Genomic DNA, 22206 nt, shown 5'->3' with positions numbered 1-22206 from the left:
GTTACATGCGTTTTTAGCAAAAACTCCAATTTTCATAGGGGCGTTTGAAACATACCGTCTGTCAAAAAAGGACATTTACCCATAAAAAAGACCGCATCCAATGGATGCGGTCTTGTATTTGATGTCCTTGAATTATTTATTCAATTTGGCTTTATAGGTTGGGTTCATCAAGTTTTCAACGGATAGGATATCATCCAATTGTTCTTGAGTGAGCAAGCCTTTCTCTAACACAACTTCACGTACGCCACGACCGGTTTGAGCACAGATTTTACCCACTAAGTCGCCGTTGTGGTGACCGATGAATGGGTTCAAGTAGGTCACGATACCGATGGAGTTGAATACGAAGTTTTCACAGATTTCTTTGTTTACGGTGATACCGTCCACACATTTATCGCGTAGGTTCACACAAGCGTTGGTTAAGATATCGATAGATTCGAACATCGCTTGACCAATCACCGGTTCCATTACGTTTAATTGTAATTGACCTGCTTCGGAGGCGAAGGTGATGGTGGTATCGTTACCGATCACTTTAAAGCACACTTGGTTAACAACTTCAGGCACGACCGGATTTACTTTAGCTGGCATGATAGAGGAACCGGCTTGTAATTCAGGTAAGTTGATTTCTTTCAAACCAGCACGTGGACCGGAAGAAAGTAAACGTAAGTCGTTACATACTTTAGAGAGTTTCACTGCAGTACGTTTTAACGCACCATGTACCATTACATAAGCACCACAGTCGGAGGTTGCTTCGATTAGGTTATCAGCCGGTACGCAAGGTAAACCGGTCACTTCAGCAAGACGTTTTACGGCTAGTTCGGTGTAGCCTTGTGGGGTGTTTAAACCTGTACCGATTGCAGTCGCACCAAGGTTCACTTCAAGTAATAATTTGGCGGTGCGGTTTAAGTTGCGCACTTCTTCTTCTAAAAGCACAGCAAAGGCTTTGAATTCTTGGCCTACGGTCATCGGAACCGCATCTTGTAATTGGGTACGACCCATTTTTAAGATTTTGGCAAATTCTTTTGCTTTATTATCGAAACCATCATGCAAATATTGGATTTTTTCGATGAGTTTCAAAATGCTGTTGTATACTGCGATACGGAAACCGGTAGGGTAGGCATCGTTGGTAGATTGGCTGGCGTTTACGTGATCCATTGGGTTAATCACATTGTATTCGCCTTTTTTATGACCGATTTTTTCTAAGGCTAAGTTGGCTACAACTTCGTTGGTGTTCATATTAACGGAAGTACCGGCACCGCCTTGATACACATCAGACGGGAATTGATCTAAACATTTACCGGTTGTTAAGATTTCATCACAGGCATCCACAATTGCTTTTGCGATATCGCTTGGGATTGCACCTAATTCACCATTGGCCAAAGCAGTCGCTTTTTTCACCATGACCATACCGCGTACAAATTCCGGCACATCGGAAATAGTCACATTGGAAATATTAAAATTCTCAACCGCTCTCAATGTATGGATGCCCCAGTATGCATCAGCTGGCACTTCGCGTTCACCCAATAAATCAACTTCGGTTCTGTATTGTTCTGTCATGGTAATCACCCTTTATGGTTAATCAAAAATTCGGGGGCATTATAGGGAGTCGAGTACAAAATAAACTTGACATGGATCACATTTAATCCCAAGCGAGTAAGACATATTTTCATTTTTCGCATTAGTTTTTTTATTGCGAAAAATTTTTTAGCAACCCTTGAAAGGCTATTGAATCCCCCCTATATAGTGTCTGCTTTTATTTTTACTAGAAGGAAATTCCAATGAAAATTCGTCCGTTACATGACAAAGTGATTTTAAAACGTGAAGAAGTTGAAACCCGTTCTGCCGGTGGCATCGTATTAACCGGTTCTGCCGCAACCAAATCCACCCGTGCCAAAGTATTAGCGGTAGGCGCTGGTCGCATTTTGGATAATGGTAGTGTTCATCCGATGCACGTTAAAGTGGGCGATACCGTTATCTTTAACGACGGTTACGGTGCAAAAACCGAAAAAATCGATGGTGAAGAAGTTTTAATCGTTTCTGAAGACGATATCTTAGCTATCGTAGAAGAATAGAAAGCCCCTAATCCGACACCGTGTCGGGTTTACCTTGTAATGAATATTAGGCGGTATTAAAGCCGCTTCGACAAAGAAAAGGAAAATTAAAAATGGCAGCAAAAGACGTAAAATTTGGCAATGAAGCCCGCGTAAAAATGTTAAACGGCGTAAACGTATTAGCCGATGCAGTTAAAGTCACTCTAGGTCCAAAAGGCCGTAATGTGATTTTAGATAAATCCTTTGGCGCACCGACCATCACCAAAGATGGCGTATCCGTTGCACGTGAAATCGAATTAGAAGATAAATTCGAAAATATGGGCGCACAAATGGTGAAAGAAGTGGCTTCTAAAGCGAATGATGCAGCCGGTGATGGTACTACTACCGCAACCGTATTGGCGCAAGCTATTGTAAACGAAGGCTTAAAAGCAGTTGCCGCAGGCATGAATCCAATGGATTTAAAACGCGGTATCGACAAAGCGGTAAATGCCGTAGTGGAAGAATTAAAATCCCTTTCCAAACCTTGCGAAACCTCCAAAGAAATCGAACAAGTGGGTACGATTTCCGCGAACAGCGATAACATCGTTGGTCAATTAATTGCTCAAGCGATGGAAAAAGTTGGTAAAGAAGGCGTGATTACCGTAGAAGATGGTACCGGCTTGGAAGATGAATTAGCGGTTGTTGAAGGGATGCAATTTGACCGTGGTTACCTTTCTCCATACTTCATCAACAAACCGGAAGCGGCTACCGTTGAATTGGATAACCCATACATCCTGTTAGTGGACAAAAAAATCAGCAATATCCGTGAATTGCTACCGGTACTTGAAGGCGTAGCGAAAGCCGGTAAACCATTATTGATTATTGCTGAAGATGTTGAAGGCGAAGCCTTAGCTACCTTAGTGGTGAACACTATGCGCGGTATCGTGAAAGTGGCTGCAGTAAAAGCGCCGGGCTTTGGTGATCGTCGTAAAGCAATGTTACAAGATATTGCGATCTTAACTGCAGGTACCGTGATTTCTGAAGAAATCGGTATGGAACTTGAAAAAGCGACATTAGAAGATTTAGGTCAAGCTAAACGCGTAGTAATCAACAAAGACAATACCACTATCATTGATGGTATCGGTGATGAAGAACAAATCAAAGGCCGTGTATTGCAAATTCGTCAACAAATCGAAGAATCTACTTCTGATTACGATAAAGAAAAACTACAAGAGCGTGTGGCTAAATTAGCCGGCGGTGTAGCAGTAATCAAAGTAGGTGCAGCGACCGAAGTGGCGATGAAAGAGAAAAAAGACCGTGTGGATGACGCATTACACGCCACCCGTGCAGCGGTTGAAGAAGGTATTGTTGCCGGTGGTGGTGTGGCCTTAGTCCGCGCAGCAGCGAAAGTTGCCGGCAGCTTAAAAGGCGACAACGAAGAACAAAATGTGGGTATCAAATTGGCATTACGTGCAATGGAAGCCCCATTACGTCAAATCGTTTCCAACGCCGGTGAAGAAGCATCGGTGGTAGCTAGCGCAGTGAAAAATGGCGAAGGTAACTTCGGTTATAACGCCGCGACCGAACAATACGGCGATATGATCGAAATGGGTATCTTGGATCCAACTAAAGTAACCCGCTCCGCATTACAATTTGCTGCATCTATCGCAGGTCTAATGATCACCACCGAATGTATGGTGACCGACCTACCGAAAGATGACAAAGCCGACCTAGGCGGCGCCGGCATGGGCGGAATGGGAGGCATGGGCGGAATGATGTAATTTCCCCTGCTCCAAACAAAAATGCGACCTTCGGGTCGCATTTTTTTGTTTTTAATCGAATATCAATAAAATCAATGGGTTACATGCTATTTTGGCAAAAACTCTGATTTTTGATAGGGCGTTCTAAAATCCCCCATAATCTTTTATCATCGCACAAAGGACAGACATAAAGTCTGTCCCTAAGGTTTTTTTGCGATTCGGTTCAAAATTATGCGATTCGTAGGGATAGGTTTTTTATACGAGTCCTTCTTTCCCCTTGCATTAGCGAAATCAACCGCGTGGGTGGAAGCGTTCGTGTAGGCGTTTGAGACGTTCTTTAGCGACATGGGTATAGATTTGTGTGGTGGATAAATCGCTGTGTCCGAGCAGCATTTGTACCACGCGCAGATCCGCACCGTGATTGACTAAATGGGTGGCGAAGGCATGGCGTAATACGTGCGGGGAAAGTGCTTCACTATCAATGCCAGCCAGTACGGCATAATGTTTGACGCGATGCCAAAAGGTTTGTCGGGTCATTTGTTGGCCACGTAGACTTGGGAAAACCACATCGGAACTTTGTCCGTTTAATAATAACGGCCGTCCGTAAGCGATAAACTGCTGCAACCAAAACGCGGCTTCTTCGCCCATTGGCACAATCCGTTCCTTATTACCTTTCCCGATAACTCGCACTACGCCCTGTTCCAAACCAATATTTTCAATGGTAAGGCCGACCAATTCCGATACCCGCAATCCCGTGGCATATAGCAATTCCAGCATGGCTTTGTCGCGCAATTCCAGCGGCACATCAATGCTTGGCGTATTTAACAAATCCGCCACCTGTTGTTCACTAAGATATTTGGGGAGGCGTCCGGGCAGGCGCGGTGAGCTGAGAATCGCACTGGGATCATCATCTCGATATTTTTCCCGATACAAATATTGAAACAGCTTACGCATGGCGCTCAGTAAACGTGCGGTACTGGTGGCTTTATAACCCTGTTGTAAGCGTTCACCTAAAAATTGTTGAAGATCCACACCATCACAAGTTTCCAAAGTCAGATTTTGGCTTTCCAACCATTGGCACAGCGCGGTTAAATCCAAACGATAGGATTGTACGGTATTTTCAGATAGGCCTTTTTCAATCCAATATTCGTTCAGGAATAAATCCATCAGCACCAAATTATTCATTAGTTCACCTCGCGCAACAAAAAGCCCTTCACCCGACGCGGTGTGATAAGTAGACCTAAGGCGGCCGAGGCAGCCATGGCAGCAAAGGCGTAGGCCGGTTGAATCGGGTAGAGTACACCGCTTAAGGCGGTCAACAAGGCAATGGCTGCACAGGCGGCAATGGCGTTATACAGCCCTTGTAGTTTGGCAATGTGCCCCTGCGGTCGGGTGGAAATATAGCGCACGGTGGCATAGTGTCCTACTACATAGGTGAGACTGTGCATACATTGCAGCAGCGCAATTTCCCATAATACATCGGCATAAGGGAAGCACAGCCAGCGCACAATGGAAGCAATCCCGGTGATATAAAATAGTCGGGTGACGGAGGTATTTTTAAATAACCGGGAAGAGAAAAAAAACAGCGCGATTTCTGCAATGACACTTAAGCCCCACAACAAACCGGTTACCGAAACGCTAATCCCAAGGCTTTGCCAATACAGTACGCTGTAGGCGTAATAGGCTGCATGGGAGCCTTGAATAAGTGCAATCGCCAACAATAGGCGGGTTGTGGTGGGATCTTTTAAGAGGGTTACAAAGCCAATGGAAGCTTCATGAGCCTTGCCCGTAATATCCAGCGGCATCGGTTGCGGTTGGAGTAATTGCAATATCCCATTGAGTGCCAATAAAGTGGCGATAATCCAAGGAATGGTCGATTCGCCCAAGTAACCGACAACTTGCCCAAAGAGCACCACGCCCACCACGAATGCAGCCGACCCAATCAAGCGGACTTTGCCATAATCCAGACCAATTTGTTGTTGCCAAGTGGTGGCCAAACTATCGCCAATTGGCATACCGGCGGCATTAACCATTGAAAATAGCATTAGTCCGCCGAACAACAATATAAAGGAGTGGGAAAACCAGCCCATCAATAGCATCGTAAGACAGCCAGCCCAGGCCAAATAGCGCAAGGTGCGAATCAGGCCGGAGGCGCGTTTAATCAAACCGGAGAAGAAAATACCGCCGATAAAGCGAAATACATAGGCGCTCGCCAATAACAGGCCGATGGTTTCCGCATCATAGGCTTGCTGTTTCAGCCAGGCAGGAAATAACGGTAAAAATACGCCGTAGGCGCAGTAATAGCCCAAAAAGCTCAAAGCGAGCCAATTGAATGGGGAGATACGCATTAGCATTGACTTTCCATTTCTTGTGAACGGGCAATACAGGCGGCCATGGCTTGCTGTACGGTTTGTTGAAATTGTTGTTGTTCAAATACCGCTAAGGCGGCGGCGGTGGTGCCGCCCTTAGAGGTGACATTTTGACGCAGGGTGGCTAAGTCTAATTGCGGATTTTCCAACACCATTTTGGCTGAACCGAACATCGCCTGTTGCACCAAATGGCGAGCCTCTTCGGCATTCAAACCTTGCTCGATTAAATTGTGTTGCATGGCTTCTAAAAAGAGGAAGAAATAAGCCGGGCTGCTCCCTGAAGCCGCGGTAACTGCATGCATTTGCGCTTCATCCTTCACCCACAGAATATCGCCCACGGCAGAAAGCAATTCCGCGGCAAAATCACGATCCGGTTGTGCCGTTTGCGTTGCAGCAAAGAGTCCGGCCATGCCTTCGCCAACCAGTGCCGGGGTATTCGGCATCACCCGCACAATGGCTTGCACGGAAGGAATTAATTGTGCCAAGCGGGCGGTATTAATACCGGCAGCAATTGAAATCAATAATTTTTGACTAAAGTCCAACGCAGCAAAGGGCGCGCAAACTTCCGTCAGCACCTGTGGTTTCACCGCCAATAAGACAACTTCGGCTTCCGCCACCGCGCTTAGGTTATCCGTATAGGTGCGCAGGCCAAGGGCGGCAAAATAGGCGCGTTTTTCCGCACTCGGATCGCTCACTCCCAATAAGGCAGCAGGATAGCCCTGTTTTAACAAGCCTAAAATAATGGCTTGCGCCATATTGCCGCCGCCGATAAAAGTGATTGTACGCTGTTGCATGATTTGCCCTGCCTGTATTCTAAGGTTAAAATTGCCGCCCATTTTACCCGATAACCTTAAAGGATCTACCGATGTGGTTTAAAAATTTGATGATATATCGTCTCACCAAGCCATTGGATTGGACGTTGGATACATTGCAAAACGCCTTGAGCGATTGTGAATTTCATCCTTGTGGCGCGCAGGAACAATCCAAGTTCGGCTGGGTGAGCCCATTGCGTGGTGGCGAAACCTTGTATTTTTCTGACGGACGGCAAATTCTGTTGCTGGCGCAAAAAGAGGACAAAATGCTGCCGGCCAATGTGGTGAAACGCGAATTGGACGAACGCATCGCCGATTTTGAACAACGGGAAAATCGTAAAGCCTCGAAAACCGAAAAACAAAGCTTGAAAGACGCCGTAGTGCTCAATTTATTGCCGCGTGCTTTTTCTAAAATGCAACAAACTGCGCTCTGGATCGATCCGCAAAATGCCCTTGTGTATGTGGATGCCGCTTCCGCCAAACGTGCCGAAGATGCCTTGGCACTCTTGCGTAAATCCTTAGGTTCGTTACCGGTGGTGCCGTTGGCTTTTGCTAATGAGCCGGCGCAAGTGCTGACCGATTGGATCTTGGGAGAGAGCTTGCCGCATTGGTTAACCGCCTTGGAAGAGGCCGAATTGCGCGGTAGCCAAGAGGACAGTGTGATCCGCTGTAAAAAACAGCCATTGGAAAATGAAGAAATCCTCGCCCTCTTGCAGGACGGTAAAAAGCTCGTCAGCAAATTGGCCTTGGAATGGCCGGAAACCCTGAGCTTCCTGTTTAATGAAGATTGCACTCTGAAACGTTTAAAATTTGCTGATCCGGTGCGCGAGAAAAATGAAGATATCCTCAAGGAAGATTATACTCAACGTTTTGATGCCGATTTTGTTTTGATGACCGGCATTCTCAGTAAATTGACCGAAAATCTACTCGATGCCTTCGGTGGTGAAAAAGCCCGTTTGGCTGATTAATCAGCTTCCCTTCTTAATAACATCTAGGGACAGACTTTATGTCTGTCCTTGTTTCGCTGCCAACATATCTCCCAACGGTCAAGTTGACGAAAGGGCGAGTTGCCCCATTCCTGCAATAATTCAATGATGCGTAAGGCAGAGATAAAACCTGTCCCTAGCAACGCCCCCATCAAAATCAAAGTTTTCTTTAAAACACTATCTAAGTTATTGATTTTATTAGTATTACTTTAAAAATCTATTTTTTATCCATTTGCTGATGGGCGACTGTTTCACCACAGAATCAGGCACTTATTACGACGAGAAAAGGAAAAAATTTAACCTGGAATATTGGAGTTTTTCCCCATACAAAAATGAACGTTTGTTTTCTTTTACCCCTAATGGGTTGGGTTGGAATTGCGAAATCGTTTTCGTAAAGATTGTGTAAAGAGAGTGCCTAAAAAAACATCAAAATGTTCATTTTTTGGTTAGACAGGTCGGAGGATTTACAGTATATTGTGACGCTTTTTATCACTTTCTGTTGCCGCCGTGCATTTTTAACATCCCGGCGATTGGGGAGGCGGAACGGGAATTAGCATTTTTACTTTGGTTTCCCTATTTAATGATGAGGAATTTTTAATGAACAAAATATTTAAGGTGATTTGGAATCGTACTACGCAATCCTTAGTGGTCACCTCTGAATTAGCCAAGGGACAGGTAAAATCGTCCTCTGACGCATCGCCAAATTCTGTTGGCCGCGTTATGAAATTATTTAAACTAAGCGCTATCGCATTGGCAACCTTAGGCCTATCGCAACAGGCAAATGCGATTACTGCGCCATTTAACGGTATTGTTGGTAACAACCCTAATAAATTAGTTGCAGTCGGTGGCGGTACCGCTCTTGATACCGGCTCTGTGGCTATCGGTGGTGGAACAACTGCCGATCACGGTGGTGTGGCTATCGGCCGTGATGTGAATGCTAGAGGGCGAGATAGTGCAGCATTAGGTTATGCTGCTGATGCAACAGGCCACTGGTCTAGTGCACTCGGTACGCGTACCTCGGCTAGCGGTAATTACGCGTCAGCCTTTGGGGCATCGGCATCTGCTGTAGGTCAATTCGCATTAGCGGCAGGTTTTCAAGCTACTGCTCAGGCTAATGGCACGGCCATTGGTAGTGGTTCAGAAGCTTCAGCTGTAGGCGCGACCGCATTAGGTAATATGGCTTTGGCAAGTGGTCAGAACTCAGTCGCTAATGGTATTGCTACTAAGGCATCAGGTTTAAAAGCGATTGCTATTGGCTCTGATGCGAATGCATCAGGAAGCGAAGCTTCTGCTATTGGTAGCGGTGCAAATGCTGCCGGAGTGAACGCGACGGCTTTGGGGACAAGTGCCAATGCCAGTGGAGCAAACGCTACTGCAATTGGTCTTGGTTCTCTCGCTTCTAAAGAAAATACTATAGCACTCGGTACCGCTTCAAATGCAGCGAATACCAGCGCAATTGCCATTGGTCAGAACGCTAATGTGACAGGTAATTATGCGGCGGCATTAGGTGTTAATACAGTTGTAGGAAGCGATTATGCTTCAGCCTTTGGTTATAATGCTCAAGCTTTAGCAGGTAATGCTTTAGCATTAGGTTCCAATGCTACTGCTTCACAAAATGGTGCAATTGCTCAGGGTGCATACGCAACGGCTAGTGCGCAGGGGGGGCTAGCCGTGGGTGTACGCGCAAATGCGACTGCCAATGACACAACTGCGATTGGTCGTCAAGCGATGGCATCAGGAATGAATGCTACCGCTGTTGGTGCAAATGCCACGGCCTCAGGTGCTAATGCAAGTGCCTTAGGTTCACTCGCCAATGCCAGTGGAGCAAACGCTACTGCAATTGGTCTTGGTTCTCTCGCTTCTAACCAGAATACTATTGCGATCGGTACTAATACCGGCGTATCCAATGTTGGCGGTATCGCAATTGGTACCGGGAATACCCATGGCGCAATCAATGCGATGGCGATGGGATCCGGTGCAACCTTAGGCGGATACTCCACAAACTCGATTGCCTTTGGTGTGGGCGCAAATGTTAATAGCGGCGTAGGTGATCTTTCTAATGATGCTATTGCTTTTGGTACGAATGCCACGGCAAAAGGCAATTCCACCATCGCAATTGGTAACGCGTCAACTGCAAATAAAACGAATGCTATGGCGATGGGGCTAAGTTCCGTAGCTTCAGGAATGAATGCGACAGCGTTAGGCGTTAAGGCTCAAGCCACTAATACTAATGCTATGGCGATGGGGCTAAATTCCGTAGCTTCAGGAGAGAATGCTTCCGCGTTAGGTGTTGGGGCTCAAGCCAATAATACTAATGCTATGGCGATGGGGCTAAGTTCCGTAGCTTCAGGAGTGAATGCGACAGCGTTAGGCGTTGGGGCTCAAGCCACTAGTACCTGTGCTACAGCGATAGGTTATAATGCGGTGGCAACCAATATGTACACCACTGCAGTTGGTCCGAATGCTAAAGCCACGGGTATTCTGTCTACGGCCATGGGTAATAACACCACCGCTTCCGGTCGCGCGACCCTCGCCTTGGGAACCGGTGCAAGTGCTACAGGCGAATCTAGTATCGCGGCCGGTCTATTAGCTAATGCTTCTGGAGCCTCGGCGATTGCCTTGGGTGACAATGCAACATCAAGTAATGCCAGTGCTGTTGCTATCGGGAATAGTTCTAAGGCGCAAGGCTTGAATTCTGTTGCTCTTGGTGGTGGTTCTGTTGCTTCTGCAAATGCTTATACCATTGCAGTAGGCGGTGGTAATGCAACCGGTGATTATTCTATGGCTATCGGTAAAGGTTCAACAACCACCGGTGGAAATGGTATTGCACTGGGGAATAATGCAACCGGTGCAGGGAGCTCGATTGCACTTGGTCTAAATGCAAATGCTTCTAACTATGCGATTTCATTAGGTACTAATGCCAAAGCAACCTCGAATGATAGTATTGCTGCTGGTACGCAGGCTAATGCTAGCGGCATCAATGGCGTTGCAATAGGTAAACAGGCTAGCGCAGGTATCAGTAGTGTTGCATTAGGTAAAAGTGCTAATGCGACAAAAGATTACTCTGTTGCCCTCGGTGATTCAGCTACAGCGACAAGCACATATGATGTTGCCTTAGGTAAAGATTCTAAAACCTCCACTGCTGCAGCATTGACTTCTGTAAAAGTTGGTGGCGTTGAAGTGGGCACTACCGGGAGCGGTGGCCCTACGGGCGGTAACGGTGTGGTTGCCGTGGGTAGTGCATCCAACCTTCGTCGCGTTCAATATGTGGCGGCCGGTGTTTTAAACTCAACATCCACCGATGCGGTGAACGGCTCACAACTTTACGCAGTAGCGATGGCTGCCGATTCTACGGCGAGCGTAGCAAGTACCGCATTTAGCACAGCGACTGTAGCCAACAGTACCGCAAGTACTGCGCTTTCAACAGCGAATGCCGCTAATACGACCGCGCGTGCTGCAAGCACCGCAGCAAGTACAGCCATAGTGACTGCCAATGCTGCGAATGCAACCGCAAGTACAGCAAATGCCACAGCCAATGCGGCAAATACGACTGCACGTGCAGCTAGCACAGCCGCTAGCACCGCAGTGGTGACCGCTAATGCTGCGAATACAACTGCCGTTGCTGCAAGCACAGCAGCAAGTACAGCCGTAGTGACAGCTAATACAGCGAACACAACCGCAAGTACAGCTAATGCGACAGCTAATGCGGCAAATACAACTGCGCGTGCAGCTAGCACAGCCGCTAGCACCGCTGTGGTGACTGCAAATGCAGCGAATACAACTGCGAATACTGCAAACTCCACCGCAAGTACTGCGCTTTCTACAGCGACTGTAGCAAATAGCACAGCTTCAACTGCGGCAAGCACGGCAAACAGCGCGTTAACAACAGCGAATGCAGCAAATACCACTGCGAATGCAGCAAATACCACTGCGAATACTGCAAATTCCTCTGCAAGTACTGCGCTTTCTACAGCGACTGTAGCCAATAGCACAGCTTCAACTGCAGCAAGTACAGCAAACAGCGCGTTAACTACAGCGAATGCAGCAAATACCACTGCGAATACAGCAAACTCTTCTGCAAGTACTGCGCTTTCTACAGCGACTGTAGCAAATAGCACAGCTTCAACTGCGGCAAGCACTGCTGCCAGCGCAGCAACTGTAGCCAATACTGCAAATGCAACCGCGGTAGCAGCCAGCACAGCTGCTGCAACTGCATTGACTACAGCAGAAAACGCGTATAACGCGAAAACCTATTTCCATGTAAATAATGGTACAGCCACCGGCGGTAATGCGACTACGAATGAAGGTCGTGTTGGCGAAGCCGGCGGTGCAACCGGTACAAATTCGATCGCAGCGGGTGTGAATGTCACCGCTACAGCGGCAAGCGCTTTTGCATTGGGTGAAAACACCACGGCAACCGCTTCCGGTACTGTGATCGGTAAAGACAGTAAATTAACTGGTGCCGGTTCAATTTCAATCGGTAATAACAATACTGTTGCTTCCGAGAACGTTATTGCACTAGGTAATAACCAAAATATTGGTGCAGGTGTGGATAACGCTGTTGTATTAGGTCATGCATCTTCTACTACCGGTAGTCACAATATTCAAACAACCTCTTCTGCAACTGTTGGTAATTATACGTTCGGAACCTTTGCGGGTACCGTTGCCGGCGCGGGCAGTTTTGTTAGCGTAGGTGCAGTTGGTAATGAGCGTAAGATCACCAATCTTGCTGCAGGCAATATTTCTGCAACATCTACTGAAGCGATCAATGGTTCACAATTATATGCGGTAGCCAGTGTATTGGGCACAGCGATCGATAGTACAGCAACCGTTGCAAGCACAGCTGCAAGTACAGCCAATAGCGCTGCATCCTTAGCAAGCACAGCTTATTCTATGGCTTCAAACGCAGCAACTTCCGCGACTACAGCGATCTCAACCGCTCAATCAGCAGCATCAACATCGGTGTCTGCGGCATCTCAAGCGGTGGCCGCTGCTTCTCAAGCGACCAGTTCTGCAACGATAGCATCTACTTCTGCATCTCAAGCAACCAGCTCAGCGACTGCAGCGTCAACTTCGGCTTCTGCGGCTGATAGTTCAGCAACCGCAGCTTCAAGTTCTGCCTCTGCAGCGGATAGCTCAGCGAAAGCGGCAAGCTCTTCAGCATCTGCGGCAGATAGTTCAGCAACAGCTGCAAGTTCTTCTGCATCTGCGGCAGATAGTTCAGCAACAGCTGCAAGTTCTTCTGCATCAGCAGCGGACAGCTCAGCGAAAGCAGCAAGCTCTTCAGCATCTGCGGCGGATAGTTCAGCAACAGCAGCAAGTTCTTCTGCATCAGCAGCGGACAGCTCAGCGAAAGCGGCAAGCTCTTCAGCATCTGCGGCGGATAGTTCAGCAACCGCAGCTTCAAGTTCTGCCTCTGCAGCGGATAGCTCAGCGAAAGCAGCAAGCTCTTCAGCATCTGCGGCGGATAGTTCAGCAACAGCTGCAAGTTCTTCTGCATCTGCGGCAGATAGTTCAGCAACAGCTGCAAGTTCTTCTGCATCAGCAGCGGATAGTTCTGCAACTGCAGCATCAAGCTCTGCATCAGCAGCAGATAGCTCTGCGAAAGCTGCATCAACTTCAGCTTCTGCGGCGGATAGTTCTGCAAGCGCAGCAAGTACTTCTGCATCAGCAGCGGACAGTTCAGCGAAAGCGGCAAGCTCTTCAGCATCTGCGGCGGATAGTTCTGCAACCGCAGCAAGTTCTTCTGCATCAGCAGCAGATAGCTCCGCGAAAGCGGCAAGCTCTTCAGCATCAGCGGCGGATAGCTCTGCAACAGCAGCAAGTTCTTCTGCATCAGCAGCGGACAGCTCAGCGAAAGCAGCAAGCTCTTCAGCATCTGCGGCGGATAGTTCAGCAACCGCAGCTTCAAGTTCTGCCTCTGCAGCGGATAGCTCAGCGAAAGCGGCAAGCTCTTCAGCATCTGCGGCGGATAGTTCTGCAACCGCAGCAAGTTCTTCTGCATCAGCAGCAGATAGCTCCGCGAAAGCGGCAAGCTCTTCAGCATCAGCGGCGGATAGCTCTGCAACAGCAGCAAGTTCTTCTGCATCAGCAGCGGACAGCTCAGCGAAAGCGGCAAGCTCTTCAGCATCTGCGGCAGATAGTTCAGCAACAGCTGCAAGTTCTTCTGCATCTGCGGCAGATAGTTCAGCAACAGCTGCAAGTTCTTCTGCATCAGCAGCGGACAGCTCAGCGAAAGCAGCAAGCTCTTCAGCATCTGCGGCGGATAGTTCAGCAACAGCAGCAAGTTCTTCTGCATCAGCAGCGGATAGCTCAGCGAAGGCGGCATCAACTTCAGCGTCTGCGGCGGATAGTTCTGCAACAGCTGCAAGTTCTTCTGCATCAGCAGCGGACAGCTCAGCGAAGGCGGCAAGCTCTTCAGCATCTGCGGCGGATAGTTCAGCAACCGCAGCTTCAAGTTCTGCCTCTGCAGCGGATAGCTCAGCGAAAGCGGCAAGCTCTTCAGCATCTGCGGCAGATAGTTCAGCAACAGCTGCAAGTTCTTCTGCATCTGCGGCAGATAGTTCAGCAACAGCTGCAAGTTCTTCTGCATCAGCAGCGGACAGCTCAGCGAAAGCAGCAAGCTCTTCAGCATCTGCGGCGGATAGTTCAGCAACAGCAGCAAGTTCTTCTGCATCAGCAGCGGACAGCTCAGCGAAAGCGGCAAGCTCTTCAGCATCTGCGGCGGATAGTTCAGCAACCGCAGCTTCAAGTTCTGCCTCTGCAGCGGATAGCTCAGCGAAAGCAGCAAGCTCTTCAGCATCTGCGGCGGATAGTTCAGCAACAGCTGCAAGTTCTTCTGCATCTGCGGCAGATAGTTCAGCAACAGCTGCAAGTTCTTCTGCATCAGCAGCGGATAGTTCTGCAACTGCAGCATCAAGCTCTGCATCAGCAGCAGATAGCTCTGCGAAAGCTGCATCAACTTCAGCTTCTGCGGCGGATAGTTCTGCAAGCGCAGCAAGTACTTCTGCATCAGCAGCGGACAGTTCAGCGAAAGCGGCAAGCTCTTCAGCATCTGCGGCGGATAGTTCTGCAACCGCAGCAAGTTCTTCTGCATCAGCAGCAGATAGCTCCGCGAAAGCGGCAAGCTCTTCAGCATCAGCGGCGGATAGCTCTGCAACAGCAGCAAGTTCTTCTGCATCAGCAGCGGACAGCTCAGCGAAAGCAGCAAGCTCTTCAGCATCTGCGGCGGATAGTTCAGCAACCGCAGCTTCAAGTTCTGCCTCTGCAGCGGATAGCTCAGCGAAAGCGGCAAGCTCTTCAGCATCTGCGGCGGATAGTTCTGCAACCGCAGCAAGTTCTTCTGCATCAGCAGCAGATAGCTCCGCGAAAGCGGCAAGCTCTTCAGCATCAGCGGCGGATAGCTCTGCAACAGCAGCAAGTTCTTCTGCATCAGCAGCGGACAGCTCAGCGAAAGCGGCAAGCTCTTCAGCATCTGCGGCAGATAGTTCAGCAACAGCTGCAAGTTCTTCTGCATCTGCGGCAGATAGTTCAGCAACAGCTGCAAGTTCTTCTGCATCAGCAGCGGACAGCTCAGCGAAAGCAGCAAGCTCTTCAGCATCTGCGGCGGATAGTTCAGCAACAGCAGCAAGTTCTTCTGCATCAGCAGCAGATAGCTCTGCGAAAGCTGCATCAACTTCAGCTTCTGCGGCGGATAGTTCTGCAAGCGCAGCAAGTACTTCTGCATCAGCAGCGGACAGTTCAGCGAAAGCGGCAAGCTCTTCAGCATCTGCGGCGGATAGTTCTGCAACCGCAGCAAGTTCTTCTGCATCAGCAGCAGATAGCTCCGCGAAAGCGGCAAGCTCTTCAGCATCAGCGGCGGATAGCTCTGCAACAGCAGCAAGTTCTTCTGCATCAGCAGCGGACAGCTCTGCAACCGCAGCTTCAAGCTCAGCTTCAGCAGCAGATAGCTCAGCTTCAGCGGCAAATAGCTCTGCCCAAGCAGCAAGCTCTTCAGCGTCTGCAGCGGACAGCTCTGCTCAAGCGGCTTCAAGTTCTGCATCAGCAGCAGACAGCTCAGCGAAAGCAGCAAGCTCTTCAGCTTCAGCGGCGGATAGCTCAGCACAAGCAGCAAGCTCTTCAGCGTCAGCAGCGGATAGCTCTGCACAAGCAGCTTCAAGCTCAGCTTCAGCGGCAAATAGCTCTGCCCAAGCAGCAAGTTCTTCAGCGTCAGCAGCAGACAGCTCAGCGAAGGCAGCAAGCTCTTCAGCATCAGCAGCGGACAGCTCTGCTCAAGCGGCTTCAAGCTCTGCTTCAGCAGCAAATAGCTCTGCCCAAGCAGCAAGCTCTTCAGCATCAGCAGCGGATAGTTCTGCCCAAGCAGCAAGCTCTTCAGCGTCTGCAGCGGATAGTTCTGCACAAGCGGCTTCAAGTTCTGCATCAGCAGCAGATAGCTCAGCGAAGGCAGCAAGCTCTTCAGCGTCAGCAGCGGATAGCTCTGCACAAGCAGCTTCAAGCTCAGCTTCAGCGGCAAATAGCTCTGCCCAAGCAGCAAGTTCTTCAGCTTCTGCAGCAGATAGTTCGGCACAAGCAGCTTCAAGCTCAGCTTCTGCAGCAGATAGTTCTGCACAAGCGGCTTCAAGTTCTGCATCAGCAGCAGATAGCTCAGCGAAGGCAGCAAGCTCTTCAGCATCTGCAGCGGATAGCTCTGCTCAAGCAGCTTCAAGCTCAGCTTCAGCGGCAAATAGTTCAGCTCAAGCAGCTTCAAGTTCTGCATCAGCAGCGGATAGTTCAGCCCAAGCAGCTTCAAGCTCAGCTTCAGCGGCAAATAGCTCAGCCCAAGCGGCAAGCTCTTCAGCGTCAGCAGCAGACAGCTCAGCGAAAGCGGCAAGCTCTTCAGCATCAGCAGCGGACAGCTCTGCTCAAGCGGCTTCAAGTTCTGCATCAGCAGCGAATAGTTCTGCCCAAGCAGCAAGCTCTTCTGCTTCTGCAGCAGATAGTTCGGCACAAGCAGCTTCAAGCTCAGCCTCTGCAGCGAACAGTTCAGCTCAAGCAGCAAGTTCTTCAGCTTCAGCGGCAGACAGTTCAGCCCAAGCAGCTTCAAGTTCTGCATCAGCGGCAAATAGCTCTGCCCAAGCAGCAAGTTCTTCAGCTTCTGCGGCGGATAGTTCAGCACAAGCGGCTTCAAGCTCAGCTTCAGCGGCAAATAGTTCTGCACAAGCAGCAAGCTCTTCTGCGTCAGCAGCGGATAGTTCAGCACAAGCAGCTTCCAGCTCAGCTTCAGCAGCAAATAGCTCTGCTCAAGCAGCAAGCTCTTCTGCGTCAGCAGCGGACAGTTCAGCGCAAGCGGCTTCCAGCTCAGCTTCAGCAGCAAATAGCTCAGCCCAAGCAGCAAGCTCTTCTGCGTCAGCAGCGGATAGCTCAGCGCAAGCGGCTTCAAGCTCAGCTTCAGCAGCGAACAGTTCTGCCCAAGCAGCAAGCTCTTCTGCGTCAGCAGCGGATAGCTCAGCGCAAGCGGCTTCAAGCTCAGCTTCAGCAGCGAACAGTTCTGCACAAGCAGCAAGTTCTTCTGCATCAGCGGCGGATAGCTCAGCGCAAGCGGCTTCAAGCTCAGCTTCTGCAGCAAATAGCTCTGCTCAAGCAGCAAGCTCTTCAGCTTCTGCGGCGGATAGTTCAGCACAAGCGGCTTCAAGCTCAGCCTCTGCAGCGAATAGTTCAGCTCAAGCAGCAAGTTCTTCAGCTTCTGCAGCGGACAGCTCTGCTCAAGCGGCTTCAAGCTCTGCTTCAGCAGCAAATAGCTCTGCCCAAGCAGCAAGCTCTTCAGCGTCTGCAGCGGACAGCTCTGCTCAAGCGGCTTCAAGTTCTGCATCAGCAGCGAACAGTTCTGCACAAGCAGCTTCAAGTTCTGCATCAGCAGCGGATAGTTCAGCCCAAGCGGCTTCAAGTTCTGCATCAGCAGCGAACAGTTCTGCACAAGCAGCAAGCTCTTCAGCTTCTGCGGCGGATAGCTCTGCAACCGCAGCTTCAAGCTCAGCCTCTGCAGCGAACAGTTCAGCTCAAGCAGCAAGCTCTTCAGCTTCTGCGGCAGACAGCTCTGCAACAGCTGCCTCCAGCTCAGCCTCTGCAGCGAACAGTTCAGCTCAAGCAGCAAGCTCTTCAGCTTCTGCGGCAGACAGCTCTGCAACAGCTGCCTCCAGCTCAGCCTCTGCAGCGAACAGTTCAGCTCAAGCAGCAAGCTCTTCAGCGTCAGCCGCAGACAGTTCTGCAACTGCAGCTTCAAGCTCAGCTTCAGCAGCGAATAGCTCAGCAACCGCAGCTTCAAGTTCAGCCTCTGCAGCAAATAGTTCAGCTCAAGCAGCAAGCTCTTCTGCGTCAGCGGCGGATAGCTCAGCGCAAGCGGCTTCAAGCTCAGCTTCTGCAGCAAATAGCTCTGCTCAAGCAGCAAGCTCTTCAGCTTCTGCGGCGGATAGTTCAGCACAAGCGGCTTCAAGCTCAGCCTCTGCAGCGAACAGTTCAGCTCAAGCAGCAAGCTCTTCAGCTTCTGCGGCAGACAGCTCTGCAACAGCTGCCTCCAGCTCAGCCTCTGCAGCGAACAGTTCAGCTCAAGCAGCAAGCTCTTCAGCGTCAGCCGCAGACAGTTCTGCAACTGCAGCTTCAAGCTCAGCTTCAGCAGCGAATAGCTCAGCAACCGCAGCTTCAAGTTCAGCCTCTGCAGCAAATAGTTCAGCTCAAGCAGCAAGCTCTTCTGCGTCAGCAGCAGACAGTTCTGCAACAGCGGCTTCAAGCTCAGCTTCAGCCGCAAATAGCTCAGCTTTAGCAGCAAATAGTTCTGCACAAGCGGCTTCCAGCTCTGCGTCAGCAGCAGGCAGCTCTGCAACAGCAGCATCAAGCTCAGCTTCAGCAGCAAATAGCTCTGCACAAGCAGCAAGCTCTTCAGCTTCTGCGGCGGATAGCTCAGCAACAGCGGCTTCAAGTTCTGCATCTGCAGCAAATAGTTCTGCTCAAGCAGCAAGCTCTTCAGCTTCAGCAGCAGATAGTTCTGCAACAGCAGCTTCAAGCTCTGCATCAGCAGCCGATAGCTCTGCAACAGCTGCATCCAGTTCTGCAACAGCTGCGGCAAGTTCTGCCCAGGTAGCATCTAGCGCAGCAGCTAGATTAGATCAAGCGGGTATTACCAGCGGTGGTTATGCAGCAGATAGTACAGCGACTTCAGCAAGAGCAGTGGTAGCCGAGAATGGTACTGCGGCAGGCTTTGGTTCTAAAGCAACTGGCGGTAACGCGACTGCTGTAGGTCAAAGTGCAGAAGCAACCGGTAAAAACTCTACCGCGATCGGTCAAGGCGCTAAAGCAACAGCTGATAACTCCGTAGCACTTGGTCAGGGATCTGTCGCTGATGAAGACAATACTGTTTCCGTTGGTCGTTCAAGCAGTAACCCGAACGAAGTGATTAATCGTCGTATCACTAATGTGGCACCAGGTGTGAAAGGCACCGATGCGGTGAACGTGAATCAATTAAATGAAGTGAAACGCGATCTACGTAAGACTGATAAGAAATTACGTGGGGGTATCGCCGGAGCAACAGCGGTTGCGAATATTCCGCAGGTTACTGTGGCTGGTAGCAACATGGTCGGTGTTGGCGTAGGTAACTATAAAGGTCAAAGCGCGGTGGCTGTCGGGTATTCTCGCGCCAGCGATAGCAATAGGGTGATCTTTAAGGCTAGCGCAGCCGCCACAACCCAAGGCGATTACAACGTGGGTGCCGGTATTGGTTACCAATGGTAATTGAATAACCGATAAAAAAATCGCTCAGGCAGCAATGTCTGAGTGATTTTTATTATCTAAGCCCGTTGATTTTTTAGCGGATTTAGCTAATAAAAAGAGAGATGAATATGCGTAAATATAAAATTGGGATCACCTTTAATTTAGAAGCAGAAGTGGCCGATATCTGGGCTAATGGTGCGAATCAGAATGTGATCCATCTCTATGAGTTATTTAAACATTCCGAAATTGCAGAAGATGTTTTTTTGGTCTCTTGGGGGCCGGAAAAACGTACTTCGCCACCATCTGGATTTATGCTTGAGGGATTAGATATTCAATATGCGCTCTTTGATGATATAGCCGACCAATTGGATGTATTGATCGAAGGTACGCTTTCTATTGAGCCTGATAAAATAGATCGATTACATGCCCGCGGCGCCAAAGCCGTATGCTATAAAATGGGCAACGATTTTATTATGGATATGCAGAAATTTTTATTTGATCGACCAACAGGCCGTTTATTTAATGGAGCACAATTTGATGCGGTGTGGATGATTCCACAGCATGAAAATACTTGCCATTCTTATTTTTCGATTATGAATCGTTGCGAAAGCTTTGTCGTGCCGGCGATTTGGTCGCCGGTGTTCTGCGATCAAGTTATCAAACGACTTAAAGAACAACATAATCTGGAATTTGGTTATCGCCTGGGAGCTGGAGCGAAACGTATTGCTTCCTTTGAAGCGAATATGGATATTGTGAAAACCAGTTTTACGCCGATCCTGATTTGTGAACAGACTTATCGTGAGTCTCCTGAGCTGATCAAGCATGTTTATATGTGTAATACCTATGACAAGCGGGAAAATCCGACATTCTTTAACTTTATTGGGCGTACCGATTTGGTGCGCAGCGGTGTGATGACCGTTGAAGGCCGCTATCAGATGCCCGATTTTCTTGCCCGTTATGTGGATGTGGTATTAAGCCATCAATGGGAAAATGGCTTGAATTACGCTTACAACGATGCCTTATATGGTGGTTATCCGTTTATCCACAACTCCCGCTTATTACCGAAGGGCGTGGGATATTATTATTCGGAATTCGATGCATTTGAAGGGGCTCGTGTGTTATTGGATGTGATTAAACATCATGACGCTCATCATGAGGCCTATTTAAAACGTGCTAATGATTACTTAAATTCCCTGTTACCGACCAATAAAATTAATATTCTTTGCTATGAGCGCGAATTATTGCGTTTATTTGAATAGGAGCCGTTATGCGCAAATATAAAATTGGTATTACCTTCAATTTAGAGACCAATATTCCCGATATTTGGTCGAATGGAGCTAACCAAAATATTATTTTTCTTTATGATTTGTTCAAACGTTCCGCCATTGTAGAGGATGTAGTGCTGGTTTGTTGGGGAGTTACCAACACCACCACTCCACCACAAGGCTTTATGTTAGATGACTTGGAACTGAAATTCGCTTATATCAATGATGTGATCGATGAATTGGATGTGTTGATCGAAGGTACGCTGTCCATTGAACCTTATTTAAGCGATAAGATGCATGAACATGGCGGCAAAACCGTTTGTTATAAAATGGGCCCGGATTATATTATGGATATTGAAAAATTCATTTTTGATCAACCGGCTGGACGGTTTTTTAATGGTGCAACCTTCGATAGCCTGTGGCTTATTCCGCAAAACGATAATACTTGTCGTAGCTATTTTTCAATTATGTATGATTGCCCGGCACAAGTGGTACCAGCGATTTGGGCACCGACTTTCTGTGATAAGGTGATTGCCAATCTGCGTAAAGATGGTATTGAATTTGGTTACAAACCCGATCCGGAACGGAAAAAATGGCGTTTAGCTAATTTTGAACCGAACATTTTTATTTTCAAAAACTGTTTCACCCCAATTTTGATTGGAGAGCAGGCCTATCGCCAAGCGCCCGATAAAATCGGACATATTTATGTGACTAACACTTACCATAAAAAAGATCATCCTATATTTTTTAATTTTATTGGTCGCACAAAAGCCGTGCGTGATGGTGTTTTGTCTGTGGAAGGTCGGTATAAAATGCCTGATTTCCTGACCCGTTATACTGATATTGTGGTGGCTCACCAATGGGAAAATGGTTTGAATTATGCTTATAACGATGCGCTTTATGGCGGCTATCCGTTTGTGCATAACTCAACGCTGCTGCCAAAAGGTGTCGGCTATTATTATTCGGGGTTTGATGCATTTGAAGGGGCGAATGTGGTGCTGCAGGTGATTGAAAACCACGATAAACATCATGAGGATTACGTTAAACGTGCCAACCGTTTCTTAGAAACTTTGCTACCGGATAATCCAATCAATATTGCCATTTACGAGCGTGAGATTTTGCGTTTGTTTGAGGACGAATAAATAACACAGGGCGGAAAATATCCGCCCTTTTTATTGTTTATTTTTTGTAAGTCGGCATTTTATCGCTGGCTAAACGCCCCCTCGAAAATCGAAGTTTTTCTAAAAA

General features: G+C 48.5%; 16 protein-coding genes. 6 read left to right on the top strand and 10 right to left on the bottom strand.

Annotated elements, in window-relative coordinates:
- Nucleotides 1-132 precede the first annotated feature (132 nt).
- Nucleotides 133-1554, bottom strand: a complete 1422-nt coding sequence (gene aspA / locus CKV74_RS00585; protein WP_007241629.1) for an aspartate ammonia-lyase — start codon at nucleotides 1552-1554, stop codon at nucleotides 133-135.
- A 221-nt stretch (nucleotides 1555-1775) separates the two neighbouring features.
- Here aspA and CKV74_RS00580 point away from each other — a divergent pair, with 221 nt between their 5' ends.
- A complete protein-coding gene (locus CKV74_RS00580) occupies nucleotides 1776-2069 on the top strand; it encodes a co-chaperone GroES (protein WP_007241745.1) in 294 nt (97 codons plus the stop codon).
- A 92-nt stretch (nucleotides 2070-2161) separates the two neighbouring features.
- Nucleotides 2162-3808 (top strand): chaperonin GroEL, encoded by a 1647-nt coding sequence (gene groL / locus CKV74_RS00575; RefSeq protein WP_095176610.1) that lies wholly within the window; start codon nucleotides 2162-2164, stop codon nucleotides 3806-3808.
- A 270-nt stretch (nucleotides 3809-4078) separates the two neighbouring features.
- Here the strand turns inward: groL and xerD are convergent, their stop codons facing one another.
- From xerD to proC, 3 genes are read right to left on the bottom strand one after another with little or no spacing between them, the layout of a single operon-like run.
- The gene (gene xerD / locus CKV74_RS00570; RefSeq protein ID WP_007241827.1) at nucleotides 4079-4972 is read right to left on the bottom strand and encodes a site-specific tyrosine recombinase XerD; all 894 of its coding nucleotides are present in this window, start codon (nucleotides 4970-4972) and stop codon (nucleotides 4079-4081) included.
- Nucleotides 4972-6135: a 3-phenylpropionate MFS transporter gene (locus CKV74_RS00565; protein WP_095177122.1), complete on the bottom strand. Its 1164-nt coding sequence runs from the start codon at nucleotides 6133-6135 to the stop codon at nucleotides 4972-4974. Before CKV74_RS00565 ends, xerD begins: the two co-directional genes overlap by 1 nt.
- Entirely contained in the window at nucleotides 6135-6950 is an 816-nt protein-coding gene (gene proC / locus CKV74_RS00560) for a pyrroline-5-carboxylate reductase (RefSeq protein ID WP_039847731.1), read from the bottom strand. Before proC ends, CKV74_RS00565 begins: the two co-directional genes overlap by 1 nt.
- Before the next feature lie 71 nt (nucleotides 6951-7021).
- On the opposite strand from proC, the gene rdgC reads away from it, so the two are divergent.
- The gene (rdgC, locus tag CKV74_RS00555) at nucleotides 7022-7936 is read left to right on the top strand and encodes a recombination-associated protein RdgC (protein ID WP_095176609.1); all 915 of its coding nucleotides are present in this window, start codon (nucleotides 7022-7024) and stop codon (nucleotides 7934-7936) included.
- Nucleotides 7937-9147: 1211 nt separating this feature from the next.
- Here the strand turns inward: rdgC and CKV74_RS10340 are convergent.
- From CKV74_RS10340 to CKV74_RS10415, 6 genes are all read right to left on the bottom strand, one after another.
- Nucleotides 9148-9417 (bottom strand): DNA-directed RNA polymerase II, encoded by a 270-nt coding sequence (locus CKV74_RS10340; protein ID WP_123947606.1) that lies wholly within the window; start codon nucleotides 9415-9417, stop codon nucleotides 9148-9150.
- 258 nt (nucleotides 9418-9675) lie between these two features.
- Nucleotides 9676-10065: a hypothetical protein gene (locus CKV74_RS10335; RefSeq protein WP_123947605.1), complete on the bottom strand. Its 390-nt coding sequence runs from the start codon at nucleotides 10063-10065 to the stop codon at nucleotides 9676-9678.
- Nucleotides 10066-11277: 1212 nt separating this feature from the next.
- Entirely contained in the window at nucleotides 11278-12153 is an 876-nt protein-coding gene (locus CKV74_RS10430) for a hypothetical protein (RefSeq protein WP_164703775.1), read from the bottom strand.
- A gap of 51 nt (nucleotides 12154-12204) precedes the next feature.
- Nucleotides 12205-12444: a DNA-directed RNA polymerase II gene (locus CKV74_RS10425; RefSeq protein WP_164703774.1), complete on the bottom strand. Its 240-nt coding sequence runs from the start codon at nucleotides 12442-12444 to the stop codon at nucleotides 12205-12207.
- Between the two features lie 144 nt (nucleotides 12445-12588).
- Complete coding sequence (locus CKV74_RS10420) at nucleotides 12589-12837, bottom strand: hypothetical protein (protein WP_164703771.1); 249 nt, start codon at nucleotides 12835-12837, stop codon at nucleotides 12589-12591.
- A gap of 143 nt (nucleotides 12838-12980) precedes the next feature.
- On the bottom strand, nucleotides 12981-19070 hold the full coding sequence (locus CKV74_RS10415; RefSeq protein ID WP_164703773.1) for a hypothetical protein: 6090 nt from the start codon (nucleotides 19068-19070) through the stop codon (nucleotides 12981-12983).
- An 83-nt stretch (nucleotides 19071-19153) separates the two neighbouring features.
- Between CKV74_RS10415 and CKV74_RS10310 the strand changes: the two genes are divergently transcribed.
- The 3 genes from CKV74_RS10310 to CKV74_RS00540 all read left to right on the top strand — a co-directional run bounded on the left by CKV74_RS10310 (nucleotide 19154) and on the right by CKV74_RS00540 (nucleotide 22100).
- Nucleotides 19154-19714: a YadA family autotransporter adhesin gene (locus CKV74_RS10310; RefSeq protein WP_164703770.1), complete on the top strand. Its 561-nt coding sequence runs from the start codon at nucleotides 19154-19156 to the stop codon at nucleotides 19712-19714.
- A gap of 107 nt (nucleotides 19715-19821) precedes the next feature.
- Nucleotides 19822-20952: a DUF2827 family protein gene (locus tag CKV74_RS00545; protein ID WP_007241704.1), complete on the top strand. Its 1131-nt coding sequence runs from the start codon at nucleotides 19822-19824 to the stop codon at nucleotides 20950-20952.
- Between the two features lie 8 nt (nucleotides 20953-20960).
- On the top strand, nucleotides 20961-22100 hold the full coding sequence (locus CKV74_RS00540) for a DUF2827 family protein (protein ID WP_095176607.1): 1140 nt from the start codon (nucleotides 20961-20963) through the stop codon (nucleotides 22098-22100).
- Nucleotides 22101-22206 lie beyond the last annotated feature (106 nt).

It is taken from the genome of Haemophilus pittmaniae, assembly GCF_900186995.1.
Lineage (GTDB): Bacteria > Pseudomonadota > Gammaproteobacteria > Enterobacterales > Pasteurellaceae > Haemophilus_D > Haemophilus_D pittmaniae.
Note: the sequence above shows the minus strand (reverse complement) of the source record. Positions and strands in the feature narration are given on the sequence as shown.